21 protein-coding genes are annotated in these 23,282 nt (G+C 58.9%); 11 read left to right on the top strand and 10 right to left on the bottom strand.

The window, feature by feature from the left end:
* Positions 1-165: 165 nt before the first annotated feature.
* The 3 genes from ACXAG1_RS14170 to ACXAG1_RS14160 form a co-directional block, all read right to left on the bottom strand.
* Positions 166-2,283 (bottom strand): AsmA family protein, encoded by a 2,118-nt coding sequence (locus ACXAG1_RS14170; RefSeq protein ID WP_475120048.1) that lies wholly within the window; start codon positions 2,281-2,283, stop codon positions 166-168.
* A 97-nt stretch (positions 2,284-2,380) separates the two neighbouring features.
* Entirely contained in the window at positions 2,381-4,672 is a 2,292-nt protein-coding gene (locus ACXAG1_RS14165; RefSeq protein WP_475120047.1) for a TonB-dependent receptor, read from the bottom strand.
* A 130-nt stretch (positions 4,673-4,802) separates the two neighbouring features.
* A complete protein-coding gene (locus ACXAG1_RS14160) occupies positions 4,803-5,093 on the bottom strand; it encodes a hypothetical protein (protein WP_475091080.1) in 291 nt (96 codons plus the stop codon).
* A 151-nt stretch (positions 5,094-5,244) separates the two neighbouring features.
* On the opposite strand from ACXAG1_RS14160, the gene hisB reads away from it, so the two are divergent.
* The 5 genes from hisB to ACXAG1_RS14135 all read left to right on the top strand — a co-directional run bounded on the left by hisB (position 5,245) and on the right by ACXAG1_RS14135 (position 9,333).
* Complete coding sequence (gene hisB, locus ACXAG1_RS14155) at positions 5,245-5,832, top strand: imidazoleglycerol-phosphate dehydratase HisB (RefSeq protein WP_066960431.1); 588 nt, start codon at positions 5,245-5,247, stop codon at positions 5,830-5,832.
* A gap of 13 nt (positions 5,833-5,845) precedes the next feature.
* The gene (hisH, locus tag ACXAG1_RS14150) at positions 5,846-6,490 is read left to right on the top strand and encodes an imidazole glycerol phosphate synthase subunit HisH (protein ID WP_475091079.1); all 645 of its coding nucleotides are present in this window, start codon (positions 5,846-5,848) and stop codon (positions 6,488-6,490) included.
* Positions 6,491-6,701: 211 nt separating this feature from the next.
* Positions 6,702-7,445 carry a 1-(5-phosphoribosyl)-5-[(5-phosphoribosylamino)methylideneamino]imidazole-4-carboxamide isomerase gene (gene hisA / locus ACXAG1_RS14145; RefSeq protein ID WP_475091078.1) on the top strand — a complete coding sequence of 248 codons (744 nt, stop codon included), beginning with the start codon at positions 6,702-6,704 and terminating at the stop codon, positions 7,443-7,445.
* A 27-nt stretch (positions 7,446-7,472) separates the two neighbouring features.
* Complete coding sequence (gene hisF, locus ACXAG1_RS14140; RefSeq protein ID WP_475091077.1) at positions 7,473-8,234, top strand: imidazole glycerol phosphate synthase subunit HisF; 762 nt, start codon at positions 7,473-7,475, stop codon at positions 8,232-8,234.
* Positions 8,235-8,367: 133 nt separating this feature from the next.
* Complete coding sequence (locus ACXAG1_RS14135) at positions 8,368-9,333, top strand: AraC family transcriptional regulator (protein ID WP_475120046.1); 966 nt, start codon at positions 8,368-8,370, stop codon at positions 9,331-9,333.
* Positions 9,334-9,843: 510 nt separating this feature from the next.
* On the opposite strand, the gene ACXAG1_RS14130 is transcribed toward ACXAG1_RS14135, so the two are convergent.
* From ACXAG1_RS14130 to gpmI, 4 genes are all read right to left on the bottom strand, one after another.
* Positions 9,844-10,089, bottom strand: a complete 246-nt coding sequence (locus ACXAG1_RS14130) for a DUF6316 family protein (protein WP_475091075.1) — start codon at positions 10,087-10,089, stop codon at positions 9,844-9,846.
* A gap of 162 nt (positions 10,090-10,251) precedes the next feature.
* Complete coding sequence (locus ACXAG1_RS14125; RefSeq protein ID WP_475091074.1) at positions 10,252-11,661, bottom strand: S41 family peptidase; 1,410 nt, start codon at positions 11,659-11,661, stop codon at positions 10,252-10,254.
* Positions 11,662-11,842: 181 nt separating this feature from the next.
* The gene (locus tag ACXAG1_RS14120) at positions 11,843-13,000 is read right to left on the bottom strand and encodes a murein hydrolase activator EnvC family protein (RefSeq protein ID WP_475091073.1); all 1,158 of its coding nucleotides are present in this window, start codon (positions 12,998-13,000) and stop codon (positions 11,843-11,845) included.
* A 54-nt stretch (positions 13,001-13,054) separates the two neighbouring features.
* Positions 13,055-14,599: a 2,3-bisphosphoglycerate-independent phosphoglycerate mutase gene (gpmI, locus tag ACXAG1_RS14115; protein WP_475091072.1), complete on the bottom strand. Its 1,545-nt coding sequence runs from the start codon at positions 14,597-14,599 to the stop codon at positions 13,055-13,057.
* 380 nt (positions 14,600-14,979) lie between these two features.
* Between gpmI and ACXAG1_RS14110 the strand changes: the two genes are divergently transcribed.
* The 6 genes from ACXAG1_RS14110 (at position 14,980) to smrA (ending at position 18,639) form a co-directional block, all read left to right on the top strand.
* On the top strand, positions 14,980-15,396 hold the full coding sequence (locus ACXAG1_RS14110; protein WP_475091071.1) for a rhodanese-like domain-containing protein: 417 nt from the start codon (positions 14,980-14,982) through the stop codon (positions 15,394-15,396).
* 57 nt (positions 15,397-15,453) lie between these two features.
* On the top strand, positions 15,454-15,705 hold the full coding sequence (grxC, locus tag ACXAG1_RS14105; protein WP_475091070.1) for a glutaredoxin 3: 252 nt from the start codon (positions 15,454-15,456) through the stop codon (positions 15,703-15,705).
* Between the two features lie 149 nt (positions 15,706-15,854).
* Positions 15,855-16,358: a protein-export chaperone SecB gene (gene secB, locus ACXAG1_RS14100; RefSeq protein ID WP_475120045.1), complete on the top strand. Its 504-nt coding sequence runs from the start codon at positions 15,855-15,857 to the stop codon at positions 16,356-16,358.
* 291 nt (positions 16,359-16,649) lie between these two features.
* Positions 16,650-17,096 (top strand): acyl-CoA thioesterase, encoded by a 447-nt coding sequence (locus ACXAG1_RS14095; RefSeq protein WP_475091069.1) that lies wholly within the window; start codon positions 16,650-16,652, stop codon positions 17,094-17,096.
* A 31-nt stretch (positions 17,097-17,127) separates the two neighbouring features.
* Complete coding sequence (locus tag ACXAG1_RS14090) at positions 17,128-17,991, top strand: SDR family oxidoreductase (protein WP_475120044.1); 864 nt, start codon at positions 17,128-17,130, stop codon at positions 17,989-17,991.
* Between the two features lie 51 nt (positions 17,992-18,042).
* Positions 18,043-18,639, top strand: coding sequence for a DNA endonuclease SmrA (gene smrA, locus ACXAG1_RS14085; RefSeq protein WP_475091067.1), 597 nt, complete (start codon positions 18,043-18,045; stop codon positions 18,637-18,639).
* Positions 18,640-19,092: 453 nt separating this feature from the next.
* Here the strand turns inward: smrA and ACXAG1_RS14080 are convergent, their stop codons facing one another.
* From ACXAG1_RS14080 to ACXAG1_RS14070, 3 genes are all read right to left on the bottom strand, one after another.
* Positions 19,093-19,641 (bottom strand): META domain-containing protein, encoded by a 549-nt coding sequence (locus ACXAG1_RS14080; protein WP_475120043.1) that lies wholly within the window; start codon positions 19,639-19,641, stop codon positions 19,093-19,095.
* A gap of 93 nt (positions 19,642-19,734) precedes the next feature.
* Positions 19,735-20,208 carry an META domain-containing protein gene (locus ACXAG1_RS14075; RefSeq protein WP_475091065.1) on the bottom strand — a complete coding sequence of 158 codons (474 nt, stop codon included), beginning with the start codon at positions 20,206-20,208 and terminating at the stop codon, positions 19,735-19,737.
* 733 nt (positions 20,209-20,941) lie between these two features.
* Positions 20,942-23,149 carry a TonB-dependent receptor gene (locus ACXAG1_RS14070; RefSeq protein WP_475120042.1) on the bottom strand — a complete coding sequence of 736 codons (2,208 nt, stop codon included), beginning with the start codon at positions 23,147-23,149 and terminating at the stop codon, positions 20,942-20,944.
* Positions 23,150-23,282 lie beyond the last annotated feature (133 nt).

Here is a 23,282-nt window from a genome sequence, read left to right as displayed (position 1 = left end):
CAAAAATGGGCACCGCGAAGGGTGCCCATGCTACTGCGTTATGTGTTTTCGTCATACCGGCGAATGCCGGTATCCAGTTAGTGTTGGCAGTTCAGTGGAGCTGGACCCCGGCCTTCGCCGGGGTGACGAGATGAGAGGCCGGGGCGACGGTACGTGGTATGAAGATCAGTCGCCGCGGTTGAACAGGCCTTTGAATTTGTCTTTCAGCTTGTCCTTCAGCTCGTCGGTTTTCTCTTCCACCTTGTCCCCGTACTTTTTCTCCGCCTGGTATTTCAACTCATCGCGGATCAGGTCGTCGATGCGACGGCTGTCGGGTTTGCAGGTAGTGGCGCCGGCCTCGTTGAACTTGGCGTTGCAGCGCAGTGGCAGCGGGCGGTTGCGCCAGCGGGAGTTCTGTACGGAACAGCCGTTGCCGGAGGTGCGCTCGCCGACAAGGGCGAGGCCTAGGGCGAAGTCAAAATCCTGTTGCTCCAGGTTGACGGTGCCATCGCCGGTGAGTGCGATATTTTCGATACCCGCATTGATGCCTTCCACCTTCGCCACATCGCCGTCCAGGCTTACGCTGGCACGCAGATCCTGCAGGCGGGTCTGTGCTGGCCACTCTACTTCGGGCATGGGGGTCTTTTCCGCATAGCTCACCAACTGGCACATGCCTTTTTCCAGGTTGAATGGCGCCAGTGCAAGTTCCCCGGAATTGAGTTGCACCGCCGCGCGCAGGTTTTTCTGCAGAGCGAGGGTGTCGGCGCCGCTGGTCTGACCTACCCAGGTGAGGTCGGTTTTGCCGGACAAGGTGACCTTTTTCTGGTCGGCCGCTTCCGGTTCGTCGCTGGCAAACAGGGCTTCCTGCACCTTGGAGATTTCCACCCCGGTGAGGCCGCCGCTCAATTCGCCGCGGGCGGAATTGCCACGGGCGTTGAATACTCCGGTGCTGTTCAGGGTGCCGCCGTAGACACCGGCGGCCAGCTTGTTCAACTGGTACAGGCCGTTGTTTATGTTTACCGCCAGCTGAGGATTGTCGATATCGAAATTCAGCGCGTGCAGCTTGTCCAGGGTCAGGTCCAGCTTGGCGTTGAATCCGCGCATGGCTTCCAGTGGCAGTGCCACCGGTTGTGCAGCGGCGACATCTGCGCTCAGTTCGTCCTGCTCTGAGGTGGTGGCTGGCGGTGGCAGGTAGTCGTCCACATTCAGCTCACCGCCTTTCAGGTCCAGGGAAACACTGGGAACGGCTTTGGCATTGGTGGCGGCCTGGAAGCTGGCGCTGCCGTTGAACGTATTGTCGTCCAGTGCCAGCTCCAATGGCTGCAGGTTCATCTGAGTGTCGGTGCCGCTGATATCGGCGTCGATGCGCAGGCTTTGCAGCGCACTGCTGCTCTGCGGCTTGTACTCGCTACCCACCGCGGCGAGCCAGCCGGCAATTGGTTCCACATCGACCTTCAGGTTCAGCTGAATCTGCCAGGGCGAATCGGCTTCGACGCGGCGCACATTGCCGCGCAAGCTCACCTCGGCCTTGGCACCCTCGGCACCGGTGAGTTTGATGTTCGCCGGCTGCAGGCGCAGGCCGTTCAGCCCCTCATCAATCGCGAGACTGCTGTGGATATCCAGGCTCACTGGCTCGGGTAGATCACTGCTGGCCAGTTCTGCCTGCAGGCGTACGTCGCCGGGTTTGCCGCCGGGGACCAGATTATCCGCGGCGATGTGCAGTTTGCTGATGGCGTACTCGGTGCCGCTCTGCTTGTCGGTGTAGCGCAGAACGCCGTCTTCCAGACGCAGTTGCTCCAGCGCCAGCTCCAGTCCACTACCTGAAGCGGATTCTTCCTGTTTGGGGATGTCGAGGGTGGGTGGGGTTTCGCGCTTAGTTTTGGCGTCCTGTTCGGCCTTGGCTTCCATCGCGTCGGTGATCAGTTCCCAGTTGCCCTTGCCGTTTTTATCCACGGTGAGCGCCACCTGCGGGCCGAGCAATACGATTTCCTTGGCTTCGATACGCTTGTCCAGCAGTGGCATCAGCGCTACACCGACCGCCACCTTGTCCGCTTCAAGCAGGGATTCACTGGGCAGTGCCAGGGGCGCAAGTTTTACCCCTTCGAGCTTGAGCGCGATATTCGGCCAGATCTGCCAGCCGATATCGCCGTCGAGGGTCAGGGCAATACCCTGGTCGGCGGCGAGCTTTACGATTTTGGGTTTGTATTGATTGGCATCGAGACCGGAGAGGAACCAGGCGATGACGCCGGCAAAAAGAACGAAGAGAACAACGAGGGTAATAAGACCGCGTTTGATCCAGGCCATACAGAGCGCATCCTTAATCTGAATTTGGCGAGAGCGTAGCGTTACCCGAAACGAGTGTTTCGGGTAACGCGGATGCGACTATTGAAGCAGTTGCCGGTCAGAATTGGAACCGGATACCCGCTTCCACGCTGCGCCCAGCTTCCGGCGCGAAATCGCGCAGCAGGGAAGTGGAGTTGCGGATCTCTTCATCCAGCAGGTTGCGGGCGCTGGCGAATAGAACCGCATCGGTGCCACCCAGGTTCAGGTTGTAGCGCGCGGTTAGGTCCATGCGGGTATAACCCTCGGTGGTTTCCTCGAAGGCGCCGGCGCGGTCCTGGGCTGCGGCTTTGGTGGTGCGCAGTTCCCAGTTCAGCTGGTCGTAGTTACCGCCCAGTGCCAGGCCTACACGCAGCGGCGGCATGCGCGGAACCGCGCGGTGGTAGTCGGCGACTTCCTCGTGCTCATGTTCGTGCTCATCGTGGTCCGCCTCTTCTTCGTGCTCGTGCTCATCGTGATGCAGCGTGAGATCACTGGTGAAGCTGGCGCGTACGCTGTCACCGAACAGTTCCACATAGTGACCGCCGGCGAAGGGGAAGCGCACGGAGGCTTCGGCACCGTAGAATACCGCGTCGCGATTGGTGTAGCCGTAAATCGCCAGCTCTTCATCGTGGTTTTCTTCGCCGGTGTTGGCGGCGTAGATATAGTCGGTCACCCGGTTGTAGAACAGGTTGGTCTCGACCTGTACCGCGTGCCAGCCGGATGCCTCCTGGTTGTGGTGGTGGTAACCCAGCTCCAGATTGAAGGACTTCTCTTTGTCGAGATCCTCTTCACCTTCCAGGTAGCGGGCTTCCGCCAGGTGGGCGCCATCGGCAAACAGCTCTTCCGCGACCGGCGCGCGCTCCGCGTGGGTGAGTCCAAGGCTCAGGTGCTGGTGCTCCGCGAGGAAGTACTGGATAGAACCGGACAGTCCCAGCAGATTGAAGTCCTGGGTTTCACCCTGCTCCGGATCGACGGTGACCTGCTCGACACGGCCGCCCAGATCGAGGTGCCAGTCGCCCCAGGCGCGCTCTTTCATGGTGAACAGACCGATGCTCTGGGTATTACTGGGCTGTACAAACGCCTCGTCGCCAACCGCGGCAAAATCCTTGTTGCTCAGCTGCATGCCGTAAGCGCCGCGCCACAGGCCGCCGTTGTCGTGAGTCAGCTCCACGCGGCTTTCCCAGGCTTCGTTGGTAAAGCGGGTGCCTTCGTGGAAGTGGTCTTCGTGAGACTCCAGCTCTACGTGCTCGTAATCGTTGTAGCCGAGACGCACGCTCAGCTTGTCCCAGTACTCGCTGTTGAAGCGGTGCTCACCCTTGATGTCGTAGCGGGTCTGGGTCATGGCGATGCGCACGCGCTCTTCACCATGCTCCTCATGTTCTTCTTCGTGCTCGTGTTCGTGCTCTTCCTCGAGGGCGTGATCTTCGTCTTCGTGGTGCTCGTCTTCCCCGTGCTCATCTTCGTGGCTGTGCTCGTGGGTGCCCAGGGGAATGCCGTAGTTGTTTTCCAGGCGGTTCACCGAGAAGCCCAGGAAGCCCGTATCGGTTACCCAGGACAGGCCGGCGCTGGCGCTCTTGGCGCGGGCGTTGGTGTTGCCGACGAAGCCATCCGTGTTGAACTCTTCCTCGTGGTGCTCTTCTTCGTGGTGCTCTTCTTCGTGGTGCTCTTCACCTTCGTGCTCTTCGTGGTCGTGCTCTTCATGCTCACCGTGTTCACGGATGGCGAGGCCCGGAATCTGGGTGTCGTCGTTGTCGCGGTAGACTCCGTCCAGGTACCAGGCCACGTTGCCCGCACCACCGGTCAGGCGAAAGACGCCGGCGTCCTGGCTGTTGGCGGTGTCGTGGCGCATTTCAACCGCGCCTTCCATTTGCTCCGGTACTTCGGTGGGGATACGGCCGTCGAGTACGTTGACCACGCCGCCGATGGCGCCGCTGCCATAGCGCAGGGCCGCCGGGCCGCGAAGGATTTCAATGCGCTCTGCCAGTAGAGGCTCAACGCTTACCGCGTGGTCGGAGCTGGTATTGGAGGCGTCGGCCACGTCCAGGTTGTCGTTCAGCACCTTCACCCGGTTGGCGCTCTGGCCGCGGATGACTGGCAGGCCTACACCGCTGCCGAACGCGGCATTGGCAACCCCCAGCTGATTGTTCAGGGTCTGCCCCAGGGTGCCGGCGGCCTCCTGGCGCAGGGCCTCACCGGATAGCACCGACACTGGCGCGGCGACCACATCGGCCGGCTTTGCCAGAGGTGAAACAGTGACGTTTACCTCTTCGATAGATTCTTTCTTGTCAGCAGTCTGTGCGGAAACGGCAGAAGGCACAGCAGAAGACAGCGCGCAGGCAACAGCCAGCGCCAGAGTGTTTACTCGGTACATTGTTGGTTATTCCTGTAGATTACAGGCAACGGCCACCCAAAAGGCCGACGCCAGAATACATAAGCGTTATTTGGCGACTAGCCGAAATGGCAGGCCATAGCAGGCGAGCCGGGGCTAGCAGCGAGAGCGATTAGCTGAAGGGCTGGAATGCGGGCGGGCCGCGGGCAGACTGGCTTTCCGGTTGGCAATCGAGGGCTGCAGGAGCCTGCTGTTCGATATACAGCGGTGCCCTATCTGCGGAAATGAAAGTGAACACACTGCCTGCGGGCGCAGGTGTGTGGTTGTTGGACAGGTCGCACATGGCGTGGGCCTGCTCTTCGACATGAATATGCTCCGCCAGCGCCGGCTGCGCGAGCATCAGCGCGAACAGCAACACAAAGCTGACCCACACAGGGGTCTTGTGGCGGGGAGTTATATTCATGGGGCGTATGATATTTGATCTCTACGGTGAATCAAGTTTCATCTGTCACTAACGTCCAAAATCCACCGCGTTTGAGCGTATAATTCGCGCCTTCTGTCTCAGGGACCGGCCAAAGGGCCTGTCCCGCTCTCCAATCAAGGATGTAGACCTCATGCGCACCGCCAGCGTCAACCGCGACACCCTGGAAACCAAGATCCAGGTCAGCCTCAACCTCGACGGCAAAGGCACCGGCAAATTCAACACCGGCGTCCCCTTCCTCGAGCACATGATGGACCAGATCGCCCGCCACGGCATGATCGACCTGGACATCACCTGCGACGGCGACGTGCATATCGACGACCACCACACCGTGGAAGACATCGGCATCACCCTCGGCAAGGCCATCAACCAGGCTATCGGCGACAAGAAAGGCATGACCCGCTACGGCCACGCCTATGTGCCCCTGGACGAAGCCCTCAGTCGAGTCGTCATCGACTTCTCAGGGCGTCCCGGTCTCACCATGAACGTGCCGTTTACCCAGAAGCGTATCGGCAACTTCGATACCGAACTGTTCTACGAATTCTTCCAGGGCTTCGTAAACCACGCTTTGGTAACGTTGCACATCGACTGCATCCGCGGCTTCAACGCCCACCACCAGATCGAGACCGTATTCAAGGCGTTCGGCCGCGCCCTGCGCATGGCCCTGACCCCGGACCCGCGCATGGAAGGCGCCATGCCCTCCACCAAAGGCGTGCTGTAAGGCTGGGATGACAATGCAAAAGATCGTCGTCCTCGACTACGGCATGGGCAACCTCCACTCCGTCGCCAGCGCCCTGCAAAAGGTCGCCCCCGGTGATGAAGTCGTCCTCGCCACCACCCCGCAGGAAGCCGAAGGCGCAGACCGCCTTATCGTCCCCGGCGTCGGCGCCATCCGCGACTGCGTAGAAGGTTTCATTCGCCCTGGCTTCGTACCGCTGCTGAACCAATGTGTCGAATCCGGTATGCCCATCCTCGGTATCTGCGTGGGCATGCAGATCATGATGGCCAGCAGCGAAGAAAACGGTGGCGTCGACTGCCTGGGTATCTTCCCGCAGCCGGTGAGATTCTTCGGCACAGACCTGCATGAAAATGGCGAAAGGCTGAAAGTCCCGCATATGGGCTGGAACCGTGTGCAGCAGAAAATCGACCACCCCATGTGGGACGGTATCGAAAGCGGCAGCCGCTTCTATTTCGTGCACAGCTACTATGTGCCTTCTGAAGGCAATGAAGCCGTTGCTGGCGAGACCGACTACGGTGTGCCATTCGCCGCGGCTGTCACCCGCAACAATATCTTCGCCACCCAGTTCCACCCGGAAAAGAGTGCGGATGCGGGTATGCAGTTATTGAAGAATTTTGTCGGTTGGAACGGTGCGGCGTAATAACTGCGGCTAACAAAGTAAATAACTACATGCGAAGGCGGAGTGCCGGGTAGGAGTTTTCAGAAGCGTCGGCAACAGGGATGTTGCCGACGCAGCGTATAGGGACGTATTCGCAGGGGGGCGCCTAGCCCGGTTCTGAAAACTCCTACCCGGTGCTCTGCCGCCACAGGGCGTCAACAAAACAGGGCCCCGAAACAGGAAGTTAAACAAAATGATCGTAATCCCAGCCATTGATCTGAAAGACGGCGAGTGCGTACGCCTGCGCCAGGGTGAAATGGAAGACGCCACCGTCTTCTCCGACGACCCGGTCGCCACCGCCGAACACTGGCTCAGCCAGGGCGCCAAACGCCTGCACATCGTCGACCTCAACGGCGCCTTCGCTGGCAACCCCGTCAACGGCGACGCCGTCAACGCCATCGCCCGCCAGTTCCCGCAATTCCCCATTCAGATCGGCGGCGGCATCCGCGATCTGAAAACCATCGAGTGGTACCTCACCGCCGGCGTCAGCTGGACCATTATCGGCACCGCCGCGGTAAAGAACCCCAAATTGGTCAAAGAAGCCTGCCGTGAATTCGAAGGCCACATCATCGTCGGCCTCGACGCCAAAGACGGCCTCGTCGCCACCGAAGGCTGGGCCGAAGTCTCCGACGTGCAGGCCACCGAACTCGCCAAGGAATTCCAGGACTGCGGTGTCAGCGCCATTGTCTACACCGACATCGCCCGCGACGGGATGATGCAGGGCGTAAACCTGGAATCCACCATGGACCTCGCCCGTGCCGTGCAGATCCCCATCATCGCCTCCGGCGGTGTCAGCTGCATCGAAGATATCGAAAAGCTGCTCGAAGCCGGCGACGACAAAACCGAAATCTTCGGCGCCATCACCGGCCGCGCCATTTACGAAGACAAGCTCGATCTGCGCAAAGCGCAGGAGCTGTGTGATAACTGGACCAAGTAACTGACATCAGGTAATCGGGATACAAACATGGGCCTCGCCAAACGCATTATTCCCTGTCTCGACGTCGACGCCGGCCGCGTGGTCAAGGGCGTCAACTTTGTCGATATCCGCGATGCCGGTGACCCGGTGGAAATCGCCCGCCGCTACAACGAGGCGGGCGCCGATGAGGTGACCTTCCTCGATATCACCGCCACCCACGAAGGCCGCGATACCACACTGCACACCGTGGAAAAAATGGCTTCCCAGGTATTTATCCCGCTCACCGTTGGCGGCGGTGTGCGCGAGATCCAGGATATCCGCAACCTGCTAAATGCCGGCGCGGATAAAACCGCGATCAATTCGGCCGCGGTATTCAATCCCGACTTTGTGCGCGAAGCCGCCGACCGTTTCGGTAGCCAGTGCATCGTTGTCGCCATCGACGCCAAGCAGGTGGCGGATGGCAAGTGGGAAATCTTCACCCACGGCGGACGCAAGCCAACTGGCATCGACGCGGTGGAATGGGCGAAGAAAATGGACAGCTACGGCGCCGGTGAAATCCTGCTGACCAGTATGGATCGCGACGGCACCAAAAACGGTTTTGACCTGGCCCTGACCCGCGCCATCTCCGACGCGGTCTCCGTACCGGTGATCGCCTCCGGTGGTGTCGGTAACCTGCAGCACCTGGCCGATGGTGTATTGCAGGGCGGCGCCGATGCCGTGCTCGCGGCGAGTATTTTCCACTTTGGTGAATACACCGTGGGCGAAGCCAAGCAGTTTATGCAGGATGCCGGTATCGAGATGCGCCTGTAGCCGAAAGTGATTACCGCGACTGTTGCCCGCAGAAGTGTGACTGACTCACCAGTTCTGGAGTTTGACCTGCGGGTTTCCGATATTCTCGGAAAATAGTGCTATAAATAAAGGTCCGGCAACTGGCTGGTTCGTTATGGGCTATTTTCGATTCAACTCGCAGGATTACTCCGAAAGCGAGCGCCGCACGGCGCTGGCGGAGACCTATGCGCCACTGTGCGGCCTGGATGTGGACGTCGGTTGTGAGCAGTTGGATGTCAATGTCGCGGTGCGGTCGCTCCCGCGCACAGTAGTGGCAGACTCTTTTCTGGTTGATCACAAAGCCTGGCGTACCCAAACCCATATTGCCGACGGCGACGATTCCATGATGCTGGTGATTCCGCGCCAGGGCGTATTGGGTATTGCCTCTGGTGGTGCCAACGAACAGTTCTGTACGCCAGGGGAGCTCTATTTACTGCCACTGGAAGACCCTTATGTGAGCCGGAATGAGGGGGCTCACTTTGTTACCAGTATTGGCCTGCCGAAACAGTTTCTGGAAAGTCGGCTCGCTGCACCGGACCGGGTGATTGGCAAGCGTTTTCGGCCTTGCGACGCCAGCGCATTCGAGTTACTTCTCGGCTATTTGAAGAACCTGTATCACGCCAAGGACGATTTATCAGCCTCTGCAGCGAAGCTCGCCGAAATCCAGATTATGGATCTGGCTGCTCTGGTGCTCGGGGTTGATAGCGATTGTGAAGTGGCGGCTGGCAACCGCGGTGTTCGACATGCCCGCTATCAGGCCATGCGCAACTATATCAAGTTGCGCATGTTCGACCCGGAATTAAGCGTAGATGTCGTGGCTCGCCACTTCAATATTTCGCCCCAGTATCTGCGCAAGATTTTTGGTGAATTCAACTTCACCTTTACCGATTACCTCAATGCCATTCGCCTGGACTGGGTGTACCAGCAGCTGGTCAACCCGGCCAAGGCGCGGGACTACATCTCTACTCTTGCCTATCATGCAGGCTTCAGTAATCTGGCCTGGTTTAACCGCGCCTTCAAACGCCGCTTTGGTCTCTCCCCGTCAGAGGTTCGCGAGAAAGTCACCGAGCACTCGTCATGATCAGCCGCACCGTATGGGGCACAGATTGTCGCAAATAGCATGTATCCGGGCAGCGGATAGTATTGGCGCGAAAATTCCTTTTTCGGTTGAATCAAACTAGCCTTGGGGTTGTGAACCTCACGCGATTTCAGAAATGGCGAAATGCCAATGGATTGGCGTGGGCAGCGGGGTTTACGTGGTTAATCTCGCTGAATTGCGTGCGGTTTGCAGCCTCGGGGCGCTTGGCGCGAAATTGCCTGCGGGATAGTGGCTTGAAAGATATGCGGCTAGTATCTGCCCGGGTAGCGAATAGTATCAGGGCGTGCGCCATGGTGCGCTTTACTTAATAAGCAGCTTGATTTGCTTCTTTGCATTGACGGTAGCACTACCTGCCCCGGCGCTTCAATGGAGTTGGAGTGAGTTGTTCGGCAAATGGACTTGCTGATTCCGGGCTTATCAGGCTGTCTCCAGCAGTAACTTTTTAGTACCTTCAAAATTCTCAAGTGCCAGGTTCCCTCCCTGGCATTTTTTTTAGAACCTGTTCGCACTGCGCCAGCGGCGCGCGCGCAGGCTGCCAAAAGGGCGAACATTGCCGGTGTAGTTTTGAGCCGGATTGAGAAATAGTGCCGCCGCTTTCTCCGCCTCCGCCTTGCACGTATAGGGCCCAAAAGTTTTTCCACCTCGGGCGGTAAAATACCAGTCATCCCCGAGTTTATAGAATCGATCCGAACGAGGTGGAATCGCTTTTCCCTGTTCGCCACGACGATACTGCTGCATGACACCCTCGCTACTGCTTAATCACAAAACTGCACGAACTTTGCTGCCGGACAAAATAAAACCGGCGACCCTGAATTCAGTCTAGCTACTTGGTAGCTCGCTCAAAACACAGGGGCGCCGGTTGTTATTTTTGTTGGGACTTTAGGGCTCAAAGACGACCGGTTAGAGATCTTCCGGCTGTACGCGCGCCACTTTATCTCTGGGTTCATCCGCTTCTGCCGTACGCTTCTCGCTGCTTTCGGCGGGGATGCGACGCACGTAGAGATTCAGCCCCTTGAGCACGTTCAGCGCTTCAAAAACCTGGTTGTCGCGGCTGTACCAGTCGTCCTGGTCGGCCTTGGCCCGCTTGCGATCTTCTGAACCACTTTCCTTGCCGCCATTGCCATTCCCAAGGTGACCAGCGAGGTCCGCTTCGGTGGTACGAGTACGGCCGCCCACTCGGGTTACCTGCACTCTTTCTACGGTAATGTCGGGCTTGATACCCTGGGCCTGGATGGAGCGACCCTTGGGTGTGAAATACAGCGCCGTTGTGAGCTTGATGGCGCGGTCATCGTTGATCGGAATCACCGTCTGCACCGAGCCCTTGCCAAAACTGTCGGTGCCCATAACCACCGCGCGGCGGTGATCCTGCAGTGCGCCGGCAACAATTTCGGCGGCGGAGGCGGAGCCGTCGTTAATCAGCACAACCAGTGGTGCACCTTTGCTGAGGTCGCCGGGGCTGGCGGAATAGCGCAGGTTGGAGGATTCATTGCGGCCCTCGGTGTAGACCACCAGGCCTTCTTCGAGAAAGGCGTCGACCACTTCCACAGAAGACTGCAAAACGCCACCGGGGTTGTTGCGCAGGTCAATCACCAGCCCTTTGAGCTCGCCTTGTTTCTTGAGCTTTTTCATCGCGCGCAACAGGTCGCCGCCGGTGTCCAGCTGGAACTGGCTGATACGCAGATAGCCGTAGCCATCTTCGAGCATTTCACCGCGCACGCTGTAGACGCGTACCTTGTCGCGCTTGAGAGTGACGTCGAACGGTTCTTTGTGGCCCTTGCGTCCGATGGTCAGCGTCACTGGCGAGCCCACCGGGCCGCGCATTTTCTCCACCGCATCATCCAGGCTGACGCCACGCATGGATTTTCCGGACATGCGCAGGATGACATCACCGGCGCGCAATCCGGCGCGTTCGGCGGGGGTGTCATCCATGGGAGTGATGATGGTGATGTAGTCGTCTTCAATACCGACTTCGATACCCAGGCCGGCAAATTCACCGGTGGTGTTGGCCTGCAAATCGGTAAAGGAGCGACTGTCGAGGTAAGAGGAGTGCGGATCCAGCCCCTGCAGCATGCCCTTGATGGCAAACTCCAGCAGGGTGCTGTCGTCGACTTCTTCGACGTAGCCCCGGCGGATCTGTTCAAAAACCTTGGCGAAGCTGCGCAGGTCTTCCAGTGGCAGGCGGGATTCGGCTTCCAGCGAGATTCGGTCATCGCTGCTTTCGAGCTGACCGGCCTGGCTGAGTCCCATCAGCGGCAGAGCGGTGAGTGCCGCGACGCCAATCAGGCGAGCGAGCATTTTGGGGGTGAACATAATCTGCACGTCCTTGGCATTTATCGTTACTTTCCAACAGAAATTGTAGACCCGGCGATAGCGCAGGGTTCTGAACTTGGCGGAGATTGGAACTGGCGTGCTGACCGGGAGGTAAAACTGCAAGGGGAATTATGTTAGGGACGAGGTGTATGGCGACCGCAGGGAGCGCGGTCGCTGGAGGTCAACCTCTACACCAGGCAGTGGGGTCCTGGGGTTTGCCGTTGCGGCGGATTTCGAAATAGAGACCGGGCTGGCTCATACCGCCGGTGTTGCCGACCTTGGCGATGGTGTCGCCGCGCTCTACCCATTCCCCGATGGCGCGGGTGAGGGACTGGTTGTGGCCGTAGAGGCTCATGTAGCCGTCGCCGTGATCGAGGATGATCAGCATGCCCTGGCCACGCAGGTAGTCGGAGAAGACCACACGCCCGCGGTGAATCGCTTTCACCGGTGCGCCTTCACTGGCGCGCAGGGTGACCCCGGTCCAGGTAATGCCGTTGGCGCGGCGCTGGCCGAAGGCGTTGGCGCGACGGCCGCTGGCGGGCCATTGCATACGCCCGCGCTGTTTTGCGAAGGGGGTGTCGTCGCTGGGGTTGATCAGGCTGGCAATGGCGCGGCCCACATGATCCACCAGTTTTTGCAGGCGACTGCGATCGCTATTGAGCTGATCCAGTTCGCCGCCTTTGCTGGCGAGCTGTTTGGCGAGTTTATCGAGGGTGCGCTGGCGATTGTTCTGGGCACTGACAAGTAAGCGGCGCTTTTCTTCCAGCTGGTCGCGCTCGCGGGCGAGGGTGTCCCGTTCCCGTTCGATACCGGTAGTGACGGTGGAGAGCTGATCGAGAGTGGAAACGTAATCTTCGATAACGCGGCTGCGTTGCTTGAGGAAGTAGTCGTGGTAGCGGAGTTGGCGGGCGATGTGCTGGGGGTCTTGCTGGTTGAGGAGCAGCTTGATCTGCTCCTGGCGTCCGAGTCGGTAAGCGGCGGCGACTTCCTGCTCGACCCGCCGCTGCATACTTCGCCGGGATTCCTGTAGCTGTTGCTCTTCCTGCTTTAACTCCTGCAGCTTCTCACCGCGGGACTGCATGTCCGATTTGATCTTGTCGATGCGCTGCAGCAGCTCCGAGATGTCTTTCTCGTTGGATTCCAGGTCTTTCAGCAGCTGGTCGCGCTCGCCTTTGACCTGGTTGAGCTCCTGCTGCAGGGTCTCGATGCGCTGCTTGATTTCCGCCAGGCGCGCCTGCTGTTCTTCGTCGGCCGCCTGCGCGAAGCAAGCGGGCACCAGAGACAGTGACAACAGTGCAGTGAAGAAAATTGCAGAAAATTTCTTGCTCGAAAGCTTCATGGTGTCAGCAAATTCCCGCTTGTAGTTTGCGCCCGCGATGCGGGCGCATTCCAATTAGTTGATTTTAACCAGCGGCTCGCCGTTCATTTCCACCGGCTGCGGCAGGCCCATCAGCGCCAGCATGGTCGGTGCCACGTCTGCCAGGCTGCCGCCGTCACGCATGGTGACATTGCGCTCGCCCACGTACACAAAGGGTACCGGCAGGGTGGAGTGCTGGGTACTCACCTGGCCGGAACCGGCGTCGAACATTTCTTCCACATTGCCGTGGTCGGCGGTGATCAGCACCTCGCCCCCGGCAGCCAGAGCGGCTTTGGTTACGCGATCCACGCAACCGTCCAGGGCTTCCACCGCTTTAACCGCAGCTTCGAAGACGCCGGTGTGGCCCACCATGTCGCCGTTGGCGTAGTTGCAGACGATAGCATCGAATTTGCCGCTTTCGATGGCGGCCACCAGTTTGTCGGTCACTTCCGGTGCGCTCATCTCCGGCTGCAGGTCGTAGGTGGCCACGTCCGGCGATTTGATCAGGATACGCTCCTCGCCATTGTAGGGCTCTTCGCGTCCGCCGCTAAAGAAGAAGGTCACATGTGCGTACTTTTCTGTCTCGGCGATACGCAGCTGGGTCTTGCTCTGGTTCTGCAGGTACTCGCCGAAGGAGTTCACCATCGGCTCCGGCGGGAAGGCGCAGGCGGCGTCGATGGAGCTGGCGTATTCGGTGGTCATCACGAAGTCGGCCAGTTTCGGGGTGACGGCGCGCTCGAAGCCGTCGAAGTCCGCTTCGGTAAAGGCGCGGGTCAGCTGGCGCGCGCGGTCCGGGCGGAAGTTCATAAAGATAAGTGCGTCACCATCTTTGAGCGGCGCGGGTTCGCCGATCAGGGTGGGGGCCACGAATTCGTCATTCTCGTCGCGGGCGTAGGCGGCTTCCAGACCGGCCAGGGCGGAGTCCGCCTGATGCTCGGCTTTGCCCTGGGTAATCAGGTCGTAGACCGGCTGCACGCGATCCCAGCGGTTGTCGCGGTCCATGGCGAAGTAGCGGCCGGCGATGGTGGCGATGCGCGCGGTGCCCAGGGCATCGCACACCTGGGTCAGGCGCGCCAGAGGGGTTTCCGCACTGCGCGGTGGGGTGTCGCGACCGTCGGTGAAGGCGTGGATATACACCGCCTTTGCGCCGCGCTGGGCGGCCAGGGTGGCCATGGCAACAATGTGGTCGTCGTGGCTGTGCACACCGCCTTCGGAGGCCAGGCCCATAATGTGCACGGCGCCGTCTTTGGCGATGGCCTTGTCCACCGCGGAGGTGTAGGCCGGGTTCTTGAAGAAGTCGCCGTCTTCGATCGCCTTGTTGATACGGGTGAAGTTTTGGTACACCACACGGCCGGCGCCGAGGGTCATATGTCCCACTTCCGAGTTCCCCATCTGCCCTTCCGGCAGGCCCACCGCCATACCGGAGGTGTGGATCAGGGTTTTCGGGCGATTGCCCCAGATCTGGTCCCACACCGGGCTCTTGGCCGCGGCGATGGCGTTGTGTTCGCTGTGCTCACTGTGGCCGAAGCCGTCCAGAATCAGCAGTACCAGGGGGCGCTTGGGCGAAGACTCGGATGCCATGGGATCGGAATTCCTGTGTTGAATGTCTGAGAAAAGCTGGTGTGTCAGGTCGCGTAACCGGTAACTGGCCCGCTCGTAAGCAGAAAGACCTACCGGAATATCCTCCGGCGTCATTGCCAGAACGCGAAAACTTTGGGGGTGCACTACCGCAGGTGGCGGATTTTAACCTGTTTGAGCCCCCGAGGTCAGTATGTACCCAGCTATGGCCGCGATTGACCGGCCCAAATGGCTGATTAAGAAGTGGTCATCATCGTGTATACTGCGCGGCCTTCAGGCCATCGCCTATAAGAGTTTTACTCTGGGCGGCGGCAAACTGGTCGACCGTAAAGTCAGCGGTTTGATCGCATCAAAACAACAAATTGTGAAATTTCGGGGGCGAAGTGGACTTTTTCGTCTTTATCAGCGAGCAGTGGCTGCTGGTGAGTGTGTTGGTGGCATTGATCTATACATTGGCCATCACCGAGCGTATCAAGGCGGGCAAACCCGCATCGGCCCACGCGGCCACCCAGCTGATCAACAGCGACGGCGCCAAGGTCGTAGACCTGCGCGACCGCTCCGACTTCACCGCCGGGCACATTGTGGACGCCATCCACATCCCTCACGGTGAGATGGAGGGGCGTATGGGAGAGCTGGCACCCTATAAAGAGAAGACCATTATCCTCGCGGACAAAATGGGTCAGCACGCAGGCCCCGCCGGTCGTATGCTGAAGAAAGCGGGCTACACCGTGCGCCGCCTGGAAGGTGGCATGTCCGAGTGGGCAAATCAGAAGCTGCCGCTGGTAAAAGGCAAAGGCTGATTGCCGCGGCTGTAGAGTGTTAACAGGAATCGAGTGACGCAAAGAGGTTATCTGGTCGTGAAAGAAGTTGTTATCTACACCACCCGCTACTGCCCCTTCTGCATCCGCGCCAAGTATCTCCTGGACAACAAGAATGTCCCTTACACGGAGATTTCTGTGGACGGAGATCGGGCCCTGCGCGCCGAAATGACCGCCAAAGCCGGCCGCCACACCGTGCCGCAGATCTGGATCGGCGATCACCACGTGGGCGGCTGCGACGAGTTGATGGCCATCGAGCGCAGCGGCGAGCTGGAATCCTTACTGGCGTAACAGCCCCCGCGCGGTCAAAGAATTTACCGAGTATTTTCTAGAATGTGCCTTGAAAGGGCTTTTCGAGGCCCCCATTAGAAGATTCCATACAGGGAGTCTTCTATCAGGGAAGGCAATTACAAACATTATTGAGTGAACAGGCTTGTAACATGGCTGAAGAACAAAACGGCGCTGCGGTTAACGGCGAAGATCAACAACAAGTACAATTCGCGATGCAGCGCATCTACCTGAAAGACCTGTCCTTCGAGACCCCGATGGGCGCCGAGATTTTCAAAAAGCAGTGGAAACCGGAAGTCTCTCAGGAACTGAACACCAAAACCGCCAAGATCGACGAAGATCTGTACGAAGTGGCCCTGACCCTGACCATCACCGTCAAGGTTGAAGGCGAGACCGCTTTCCTGGTAGAAGTACAACAGGCCGGCCTGTTCGGCATCAAAGGCCTGGAAGGTCAGCAGCTGGCTCAAGCGCTGAACACCGCCTGCCCGAACATCCTGTTCCCCTACGCGCGCGAAGTCGTCGACAACGTCGTCACCAAGGGCTCTTTCCCCGCCCTGATGCTGCCGCCGATCAACTTCGACGCTCTGTTCGCCGCCGCTCTGCAGCAGGCGCAACAGCAAGCCGCCGAGCAAGGTGGTGAGAAAGCTGACGCCTAAGCTTCAGTGATACTGAAAAAGGCTCCCTTGGTTTCGACCGAGGGAGCCTTTTTTGTATCTGACGTAATGTTTCACGGATGCTGAGCTTGTTAAGTTACGCGAACTTTGATGCGAAGGCGCTGCTGCCGGGTGCAACTGTGCGAGACCTTCAAAAACAGGGCCGAAGGCGCCGCGCTGAAGCGGCTGGACACTTTTTGCAGAGCCCCCAGGGATGGGTTGAGGGGGGGGCGCCTAGCTCGTGTCTCGCAAACATGCACCCGGCAGTAGCGCCGCCAATGAATTGGAAAAGATATGCAGTGGGACTTGCCCCAACCCTATACCTACAAAGTCCGCGTCAATGCAGAGCACGTCGATGGCCTGCACCACGCCAACAACGCCGAATACGTGCGCTGGTGTGAGCGCGCCGCCTGGTCGCACAGTGTCGAGCTGGGTCTTGATGTCACCAATTATCAAGCCATGGACCGGGGAATGGCCATTCGCCAGGCCGAGTACGACTATATACTGGCGGCAAAGGAAGGCGACGAGCTGCTGATCGGCACCTGGCTCACCATGGTGGACGGCCGCCTCAACATGACCCGAAAGTTCCAGATCCACCGCACCGGTGACCAGGCCCTGATCCTGCGGGCCACCTGGCAAATGGTGTGTATCGAACTCTCCAGCGGCAAACCCAAGCGCATGCCGCAAACCTTCAAAGACATCTATTGCCCCGCGGTGGTCGAAGACCCCCGCAATCCCTAGGCTGGAAATCACCCGAGACCGAGGAGCGCCCATGACCGACCCGATCACCCTCACCAAGAACACCGGCGCCCTCAAGGGCAAAACCATCTTTATCACCGGTGCCAGCCGCGGCATCGGCCGCGCCATTGCGCTCAAGTGCGCCGCCGACGGCGCCAACATAGCCATCGCCGCCAAGTCCGCCGAGCCCCACCCCAAACTTCCCGGCACCATCTACTCCGTTGCCGAGGAGATCGAAGCCGCCGGTGGCAAGGCCCTGCCCATGCAGGTCGACGTGCGCGACGAAGAGCAGGTGGCGGAAGCCCTCAAGAAAACCGCCGACACCTTTGGCGGTATCGACGCCGTGATCAACAACGCCGGCGCCATCAACCTCACCAGCGTTGAAGCCACCCCGCCCAAGCGCTACGACCTGATGATGGATGTTAATGCCCGCGGCGTGTACCTGACCGCGCACCTGGCCATTCCCTACCTCAAGCAATCGGACTGCGGGCATATCCTCAGCCTGTCGCCACCACTGAACATCGAGCCCCGCTGGCTGGGTCCGTTTGCCCCCTACGCCCTGTCCAAATTCGGCATGACCATCCTCAGCATGGGGCTGGCAGAAGAACTGAGCAAAACCAGTATTAGTGTGGCCACCCTGTGGCCGCGGACCCTGGTCGCCACTGCTGCCATCGAGTTTGCCGTGGGCAGCCGCGAAATGTTCGAGCAGAGCCGCAAGCCCATGGTCATGGCCGATGCCGCCTACGAAGTGCTGATTACCGAAAACCAGGGGCTCAACGGCGCCCAGCTGATCGACGAAACCCTGCTGCACGAACGGGGGGTGGAAGATTTCACCCAATATGCGCACAATCCCGCCAAGGCCGGCGATCTGGCAGTGGATCTGTTCCTCGATCCCTGAGGGTACCGGCAGCGGCGCTGTTCAGGCCGGTACTCGAAGTGGGGAGATGTTGTGGACAAGAGTGAACAGGACGATTTTCGCGGTGCTATGGGTGCCCTGGGCGATGTAAAGCCGCTGCCGTCCGGTCAGCGACAGAGCGCGCTGAAGAAAGAGACCAGAGATCCCCTCAATCAGCGCGCCCGCCGCGAGGCCGCCACCGCGCAGACCTACCGCGAACTCAATCCCCTCGGCGGCGAGTATGTGGAGCCGGTGGAGCCCTTCGACCCTATAGAATTCAAGCGCGACGGCGTGCAGAACGGTGTTTACCGCAACCTGCGCCTGGGCAAATACACCGTGGATGCGCGGCTCGACCTGCACAATCACACCGTGGAAATGGCTCGCAGCGCGCTGTATCAATTTGTGCGGGACTGTGTGGAAGCCGATGTGCGCTGCGCACTGGTAACCCACGGCAAAGGCGAAGGGCGCAAAACCCCGGCCATGTTGAAAAGCTGTGTGAATGCCTGGCTACCCCAGTTGGAGGAAGTGCTCGCGTTTCACAGTGCGCAGAAACAGCATGGCGGTCTCGGGGCGACTTACCTTCTGTTGAAGAAAAGTGAGCGCAAGCGCCAGCAGAATCTGGAGCAGCATCAGCGGCGCTCCCGCCCCTGACCCCGGCCGTTAAGATCGCGCTGCAAAAAGTTACCCGGAGATGGGAAATTTTCCTGTTTCGTAATTTGTTTGTAACGGGCGCCGATTACATTACTCCCACAACGAAATTTTGCTTGTCCGGTTGTTTCATCGCGCAACTGACTTGTTTTCGTTGTTCTTCTCTCTTTGCATCGCACCAATCTTTATTGGTGATTTTTGCTTCCGAGTTTGGAAGTGCCTCCACTTGGAGGATTGGACTCGAGCTCGCAGTTGCGAATCGAGACCCTTCTTGAATGGTTCTTCAGGCGGCCCTATGGCCGCCTTTTTTCGTCGCATCACCGGAAATCTACTGCGCGTGCGCCTGACGGCGTCCGGCGCTGCTCACAATGCTCATGTACTAAAGTACACTCCGCTTGCTGCGCTGCGGCGGCCACCATCAGCCACCCGCTCGCTACGATTTCTGATGATGCGAATTTAAGGGGAAGGGCTCGGCAATTCGCCGGTCTGTTTGAACTCTATTCGAGTACCTTCGCCGCCCTGCAGCGTCAGTATGTCGCCCGCGACGCTGGCGCGATCAATACGCGGTAGCGCTTTCAGAAAGTCCTTCTCCAGTTCGCTGCTGTCTTTGCGACCCACCATACGGGAGATTTTCGGGGCCTTGATCCACTCGATCGAGCCATCGTCGGCCAGGTCGAACTTGCCGAGATAGGGGTTGGAACCGGCGTTGCCGCGTACAAAGCCCAGTTTGTCGCAGGTGAGGTAGGGGCGGTCGCGGACCATTTTCTGCCAGAAAAGTCGCGACTTCTGCTCGCGTCCGTCCACGTTTATGCCGTGCAGTATCCACTGGTAATTGCAGATGTCGCCCGGGGCCATGGGCTCGGTGGCTGACAGCTGCTGCGGGTGGGACGAACAGCCGGAAAAGAACAGTGAGGCCAGCAATAGCCCGGCCAGTGTCGCGCAGAGTGCCAGGTGTGACCCGGAAACCGGTGAGAATTGCGGGCGCGAGCGGTGTGAGAAGTCCATCGGGTCTGTCCGGTAGCCGTTTGCAGTATTAAACCGCAAAGCCCGCGCAACGTCTGTGACCCAGGCGGGCTATTTAGTAGCGCTTAATGACGCTCAGTTACCCGCCTTGATGTATTCGATATACCGGTCACCTGAGGCGTCGCGCAGGATCAGGCGACCACCGCCGCTTTTGACGAACGCCTGTGTCGTGCCCGCCAGTGCACCCAGGTACTGGGATTCCTGCTCCATCACCTGTGGCGGTCCGGCCATTTTTGTCGAGGCAAAACTACCGGTATCCCACAGGATCTGGCCGTTCGCCGTAATCTGCATGGCGCCGCGGTAGGTATTGATACCGCTCTTGCCCATGGCTTCACCGCCGCTGTTGCACAGGAAGGTAAATTCCTGCGGCTGGTCGACGGGGACGGCCTGGCCGTTGATGCGCAACAGGCGCATTTCCCATTTGTCGCCACAGACACTACTGACGCTGCCGGGAGTCTGGCTGGGGCCTGAATCCTTGCCGCCCATATTCATACACCCCGCAATCACCAGCGCGAGCCCAAATAGCCATATCGGTAGCAGTTTTTTCATTCTCGAATCTCCTTCCTGTGCTACGTCCGTGTAGATAGATCAAGCTTAGTCAGCCAACGTCCATGCGAGTGGAATTGGGCGACAGCTTGTGGCGGAAATGGTCACAGCGTGTGGAGAATGCGGGCGCCAGGGCCCGCAGGGAATTCAATTTGGCGTCACGACTGGCGCACGCAACGCACCACCACCTTGGAGTCGAGCTCCTGTTCGAAGCAGCGAAAGCGGGTGCCGTTGACGTTGAGCGAGCGCGGCGCCTCGCGACTGCTGGTGCGCGGCCTTCGGTCTGAGGACCGCACGGAAAAATGGGCTGGGTCCATATGTGGGGGGACGGCGCTGCTGAAGGCGCGATTTGTATGATTTTCCGTGGGCGCGGTTGTAGTACAACCGGCAACAAGTCCTGTCGCTATGACCGCCGTCAGCAGAATACTACTCAATTTCTGCACGCGGATACCTCGATGGCTGATTCAAGTAGCGGCGTCACTGCCGCCCTCACTTTCAGATTAGAAGAGGTTGCCGCCAAAGTGTGAATTTGCGCGCCAATTTAATAATTCCCGCGCCGGATAGAGAAATCCACGACAGATAATGGCCTGAATAGGGGCTTGGTTCGGGGCCTGAACGGGCGCGCTAATTCGGCGCCAAAAACAAAAAAGGGGCCCAGTGGGCCCCAAGTGGAACGTGCGATGACTAAGCATGAATCATGCGTTGCACATATTTGCGAAGATGACAGTGACTGTATTTAGAAGTTGTAGCTACCTGTGAGTGCGATAGTGCGTGGTGCGCCGTAGAAGCCGGTGTCGAAGGCGCCGCCGAAGCCGTAGCCACCAACGCGATATTCTTCGTCAGTCAGGTTTTTACCGGCCAGGCCCAGGTTCCAGTTGCCGTCGGCGCTGTAGTAGGTCGCCGTCATATCAACCAGGGTGTAGGCCTCTTGGTCGAGAATACTCGGAGTTTCGAAAATCTGGGTATCCGCGCGGTAGGAAACCGTGGGCAGGAATACCAGCTCTCCGCCATTGCCCATGGGCAGCGAGTAATTCAGCTGGAACATGGCAGTGGTATCCGGCGTGTTCTGCATATCACGCTCGTCGGAAATATCCACGCCACCGGAAATGAATTCCAGGAATTCGGTATCCGCCAGGCCCAGGGTGAAGTTGGCCAGCAGGTTGTCGGTCATCGCCAGGGTGGCTTCAAGCTCCAGACCCTGAATGCGTGCCTGGCCGGCGTTCAGTACCGCACTGGAGAAACCACCGCCGGGATTGAGCTGCTGAATGGTCACCTGCATATCGTTGTAATCGGCGCGGAAGGCTGCTGCGTTCAGGCGCAAGCGATTGTTCAGCAGGTCAGACTTCACACCAAACTCGTAGGTGTCCACAGTTTCTGGGTTAAAACCGTCCACTGTGGAGGGCAATTTACTTGCATCACCGCGCATATCGAAGCCGCCGGACTTGAAGCCCGCACTGTATTTTGCGTACAGCAATACGTCGTCATTTACCTGGAAGTCCACACCGAGGTGCGGGGTGAACTGTCCCCAGCTGTCGCTGTTCTGATAGTCGGTTAGGGCGCCGAGGAAAATGGCGGGGTCTTGGCCGGGGTTGTATTTAGCTGCAAACAAGGGGCTATACAGGCCGGCAAAATTACCCTTGAATACTTCCGCGTCTTTTTCGTCTCTGGTGTAGCGACCGCCAACACTCAGATTCCAGTCCGGTGCAAACTGCCAGTTGTAGTGTGCGTAGGCAGAAAGGCTCTTGGTATCAACTGAGCCCGCTACCTGTTGGGTCAGGCCTACCGGCAAAGTGGGCTCTTCCTCAGGGTCATTCAGGTCAACATAGCCGAGTACAGCATCGAATGCGCCTGCTGCGGTGCCGGTGTAGTAATAGAGGCCACTGACCAGGTCGGCGTTATCGCCCTGCCAGATCAGCTGGAATTCCTGAGTGGTCTGGTCGTCTTCGTAATAGGCCGGCACGTCAAAGTCGGAACGGCTGACGCTGTCGAAATCAATCGCCGTCTCTGTTTCACCCTGGCGGTAAGCGGTGATGGACTTGACGGTAACGCTGTCGGACATTTCCCACTCGGCAATCAGCGACATACCGCTGGTTTCTACCAAGTTGTCCGAAGTCATGTTTGATTCGGTGTCGTAGATGCTGTCCAGAACGGGCTCGCCACCGAGGCCCGGGGCGAAGCGATGGCCGTGTTTGGAGGCAGACTCGTCCACGGTTTTGTCACCGGCAAACCGCACCCAGACAGCGTCTGAGGGGTTCCACTCAACAGCAAAGCGGCCGCTGATGATGTCCTTGTTGTATTGATCCTTACCAGTAACCACGTTTTCACCGTAGCCGTCGCGCTGGAAGCTGGCGATGGCACCGCCAATGTTGACGGTTTCGGAAATCGCTGTAGAGCCGGAGACTTTCAGGTCGCGCTGGTTGTAGGAGCCCAGGCCACCACCAATTTTCAATTCGGTGTCACCAGACATCTTCTTGGTGACATATTTCACCGCGCCGCCAATAGTGTTCTTGCCGTACAGGGTACCCTGCGGGCCGCGCAGAACTTCCACTCGCTCTACGTCGAGGATGTCGAGCACGGCACCTTGAGGGCGTGCCACGTAAACGTCGTCAATATAGATGCCTACGCCCGGCTCAAAACCCCAAAGCGGGTCCTGCTGGCCGATACCGCGGATAAACGCGGTCAGGGTCGAGTTGGTGCCACGACTGGCTTGCAAAGTGGTGTTGGGGGACAGTTTCTGAATGTCGGTCAGGTCGCTGATACCGTTTTGCATCAGTTGGTCAGCGCCAATTGCAGTCACGGCAACCGGTACTTCCTGCATGGACTGCTCGCGCTTCTGCGCGGTCACGGTCACTTCTTCCAGTTGGGGGTCTGCGTAGGCGAGGGACGCTCCGCAGGCGAACATGATGCCTGCGGCTAGGGGGTTGAATTTCATTGGATTGCGCATGGCTCTCTCCGATCACCGGTTTATGGTTTTTATCTAAGTTACGGATCTGCACTGTATCGGCTGACGGTGCTGTTGCCTGCTAGACCAAGGTATGACGATGGTTCTGCGCGCAGAGCAGGACAAAAAACGCACG

It is taken from the genome of Microbulbifer sp. ABE4_465, from assembly GCF_056160765.1.
The sequence above is the reverse complement of the archived record's forward strand: the minus strand, read 5'-3'. Positions and strand labels throughout refer to the sequence as shown.

Coding starts and splice junctions, on each gene's coding strand:
- ACXAG1_RS14170 (WP_475120048.1), bottom strand. CDS start 2,283: ATGGCCTGGATCAAACGCGGTCTTATTACCCTCGTTGTTCTCTTCGTT.
- ACXAG1_RS14165 (WP_475120047.1), bottom strand. CDS start 4,672: ATGTACCGAGTAAACACTCTGGCGCTGGCTGTTGCCTGCGCGCTGTCT.
- ACXAG1_RS14160 (WP_475091080.1), bottom strand. CDS start 5,093: ATGAATATAACTCCCCGCCACAAGACCCCTGTGTGGGTCAGCTTTGTG.
- hisB (WP_066960431.1), top strand. CDS start 5,245: ATGCGCACCGCCAGCGTCAACCGCGACACCCTGGAAACCAAGATCCAG.
- hisH (WP_475091079.1), top strand. CDS start 5,846: ATGCAAAAGATCGTCGTCCTCGACTACGGCATGGGCAACCTCCACTCC.
- hisA (WP_475091078.1), top strand. CDS start 6,702: ATGATCGTAATCCCAGCCATTGATCTGAAAGACGGCGAGTGCGTACGC.
- hisF (WP_475091077.1), top strand. CDS start 7,473: ATGGGCCTCGCCAAACGCATTATTCCCTGTCTCGACGTCGACGCCGGC.
- ACXAG1_RS14135 (WP_475120046.1), top strand. CDS start 8,368: ATGGGCTATTTTCGATTCAACTCGCAGGATTACTCCGAAAGCGAGCGC.
- ACXAG1_RS14130 (WP_475091075.1), bottom strand. CDS start 10,089: ATGCAGCAGTATCGTCGTGGCGAACAGGGAAAAGCGATTCCACCTCGT.
- ACXAG1_RS14125 (WP_475091074.1), bottom strand. CDS start 11,661: ATGTTCACCCCCAAAATGCTCGCTCGCCTGATTGGCGTCGCGGCACTC.
- ACXAG1_RS14120 (WP_475091073.1), bottom strand. CDS start 13,000: ATGAAGCTTTCGAGCAAGAAATTTTCTGCAATTTTCTTCACTGCACTG.
- gpmI (WP_475091072.1), bottom strand. CDS start 14,599: ATGGCATCCGAGTCTTCGCCCAAGCGCCCCCTGGTACTGCTGATTCTG.
- secB (WP_475120045.1), top strand. CDS start 15,855: ATGGCTGAAGAACAAAACGGCGCTGCGGTTAACGGCGAAGATCAACAA.
- ACXAG1_RS14095 (WP_475091069.1), top strand. CDS start 16,650: ATGCAGTGGGACTTGCCCCAACCCTATACCTACAAAGTCCGCGTCAAT.
- ACXAG1_RS14090 (WP_475120044.1), top strand. CDS start 17,128: ATGACCGACCCGATCACCCTCACCAAGAACACCGGCGCCCTCAAGGGC.
- ACXAG1_RS14080 (WP_475120043.1), bottom strand. CDS start 19,641: ATGGACTTCTCACACCGCTCGCGCCCGCAATTCTCACCGGTTTCCGGG.
- ACXAG1_RS14075 (WP_475091065.1), bottom strand. CDS start 20,208: ATGAAAAAACTGCTACCGATATGGCTATTTGGGCTCGCGCTGGTGATT.
- ACXAG1_RS14070 (WP_475120042.1), bottom strand. CDS start 23,149: ATGCGCAATCCAATGAAATTCAACCCCCTAGCCGCAGGCATCATGTTC.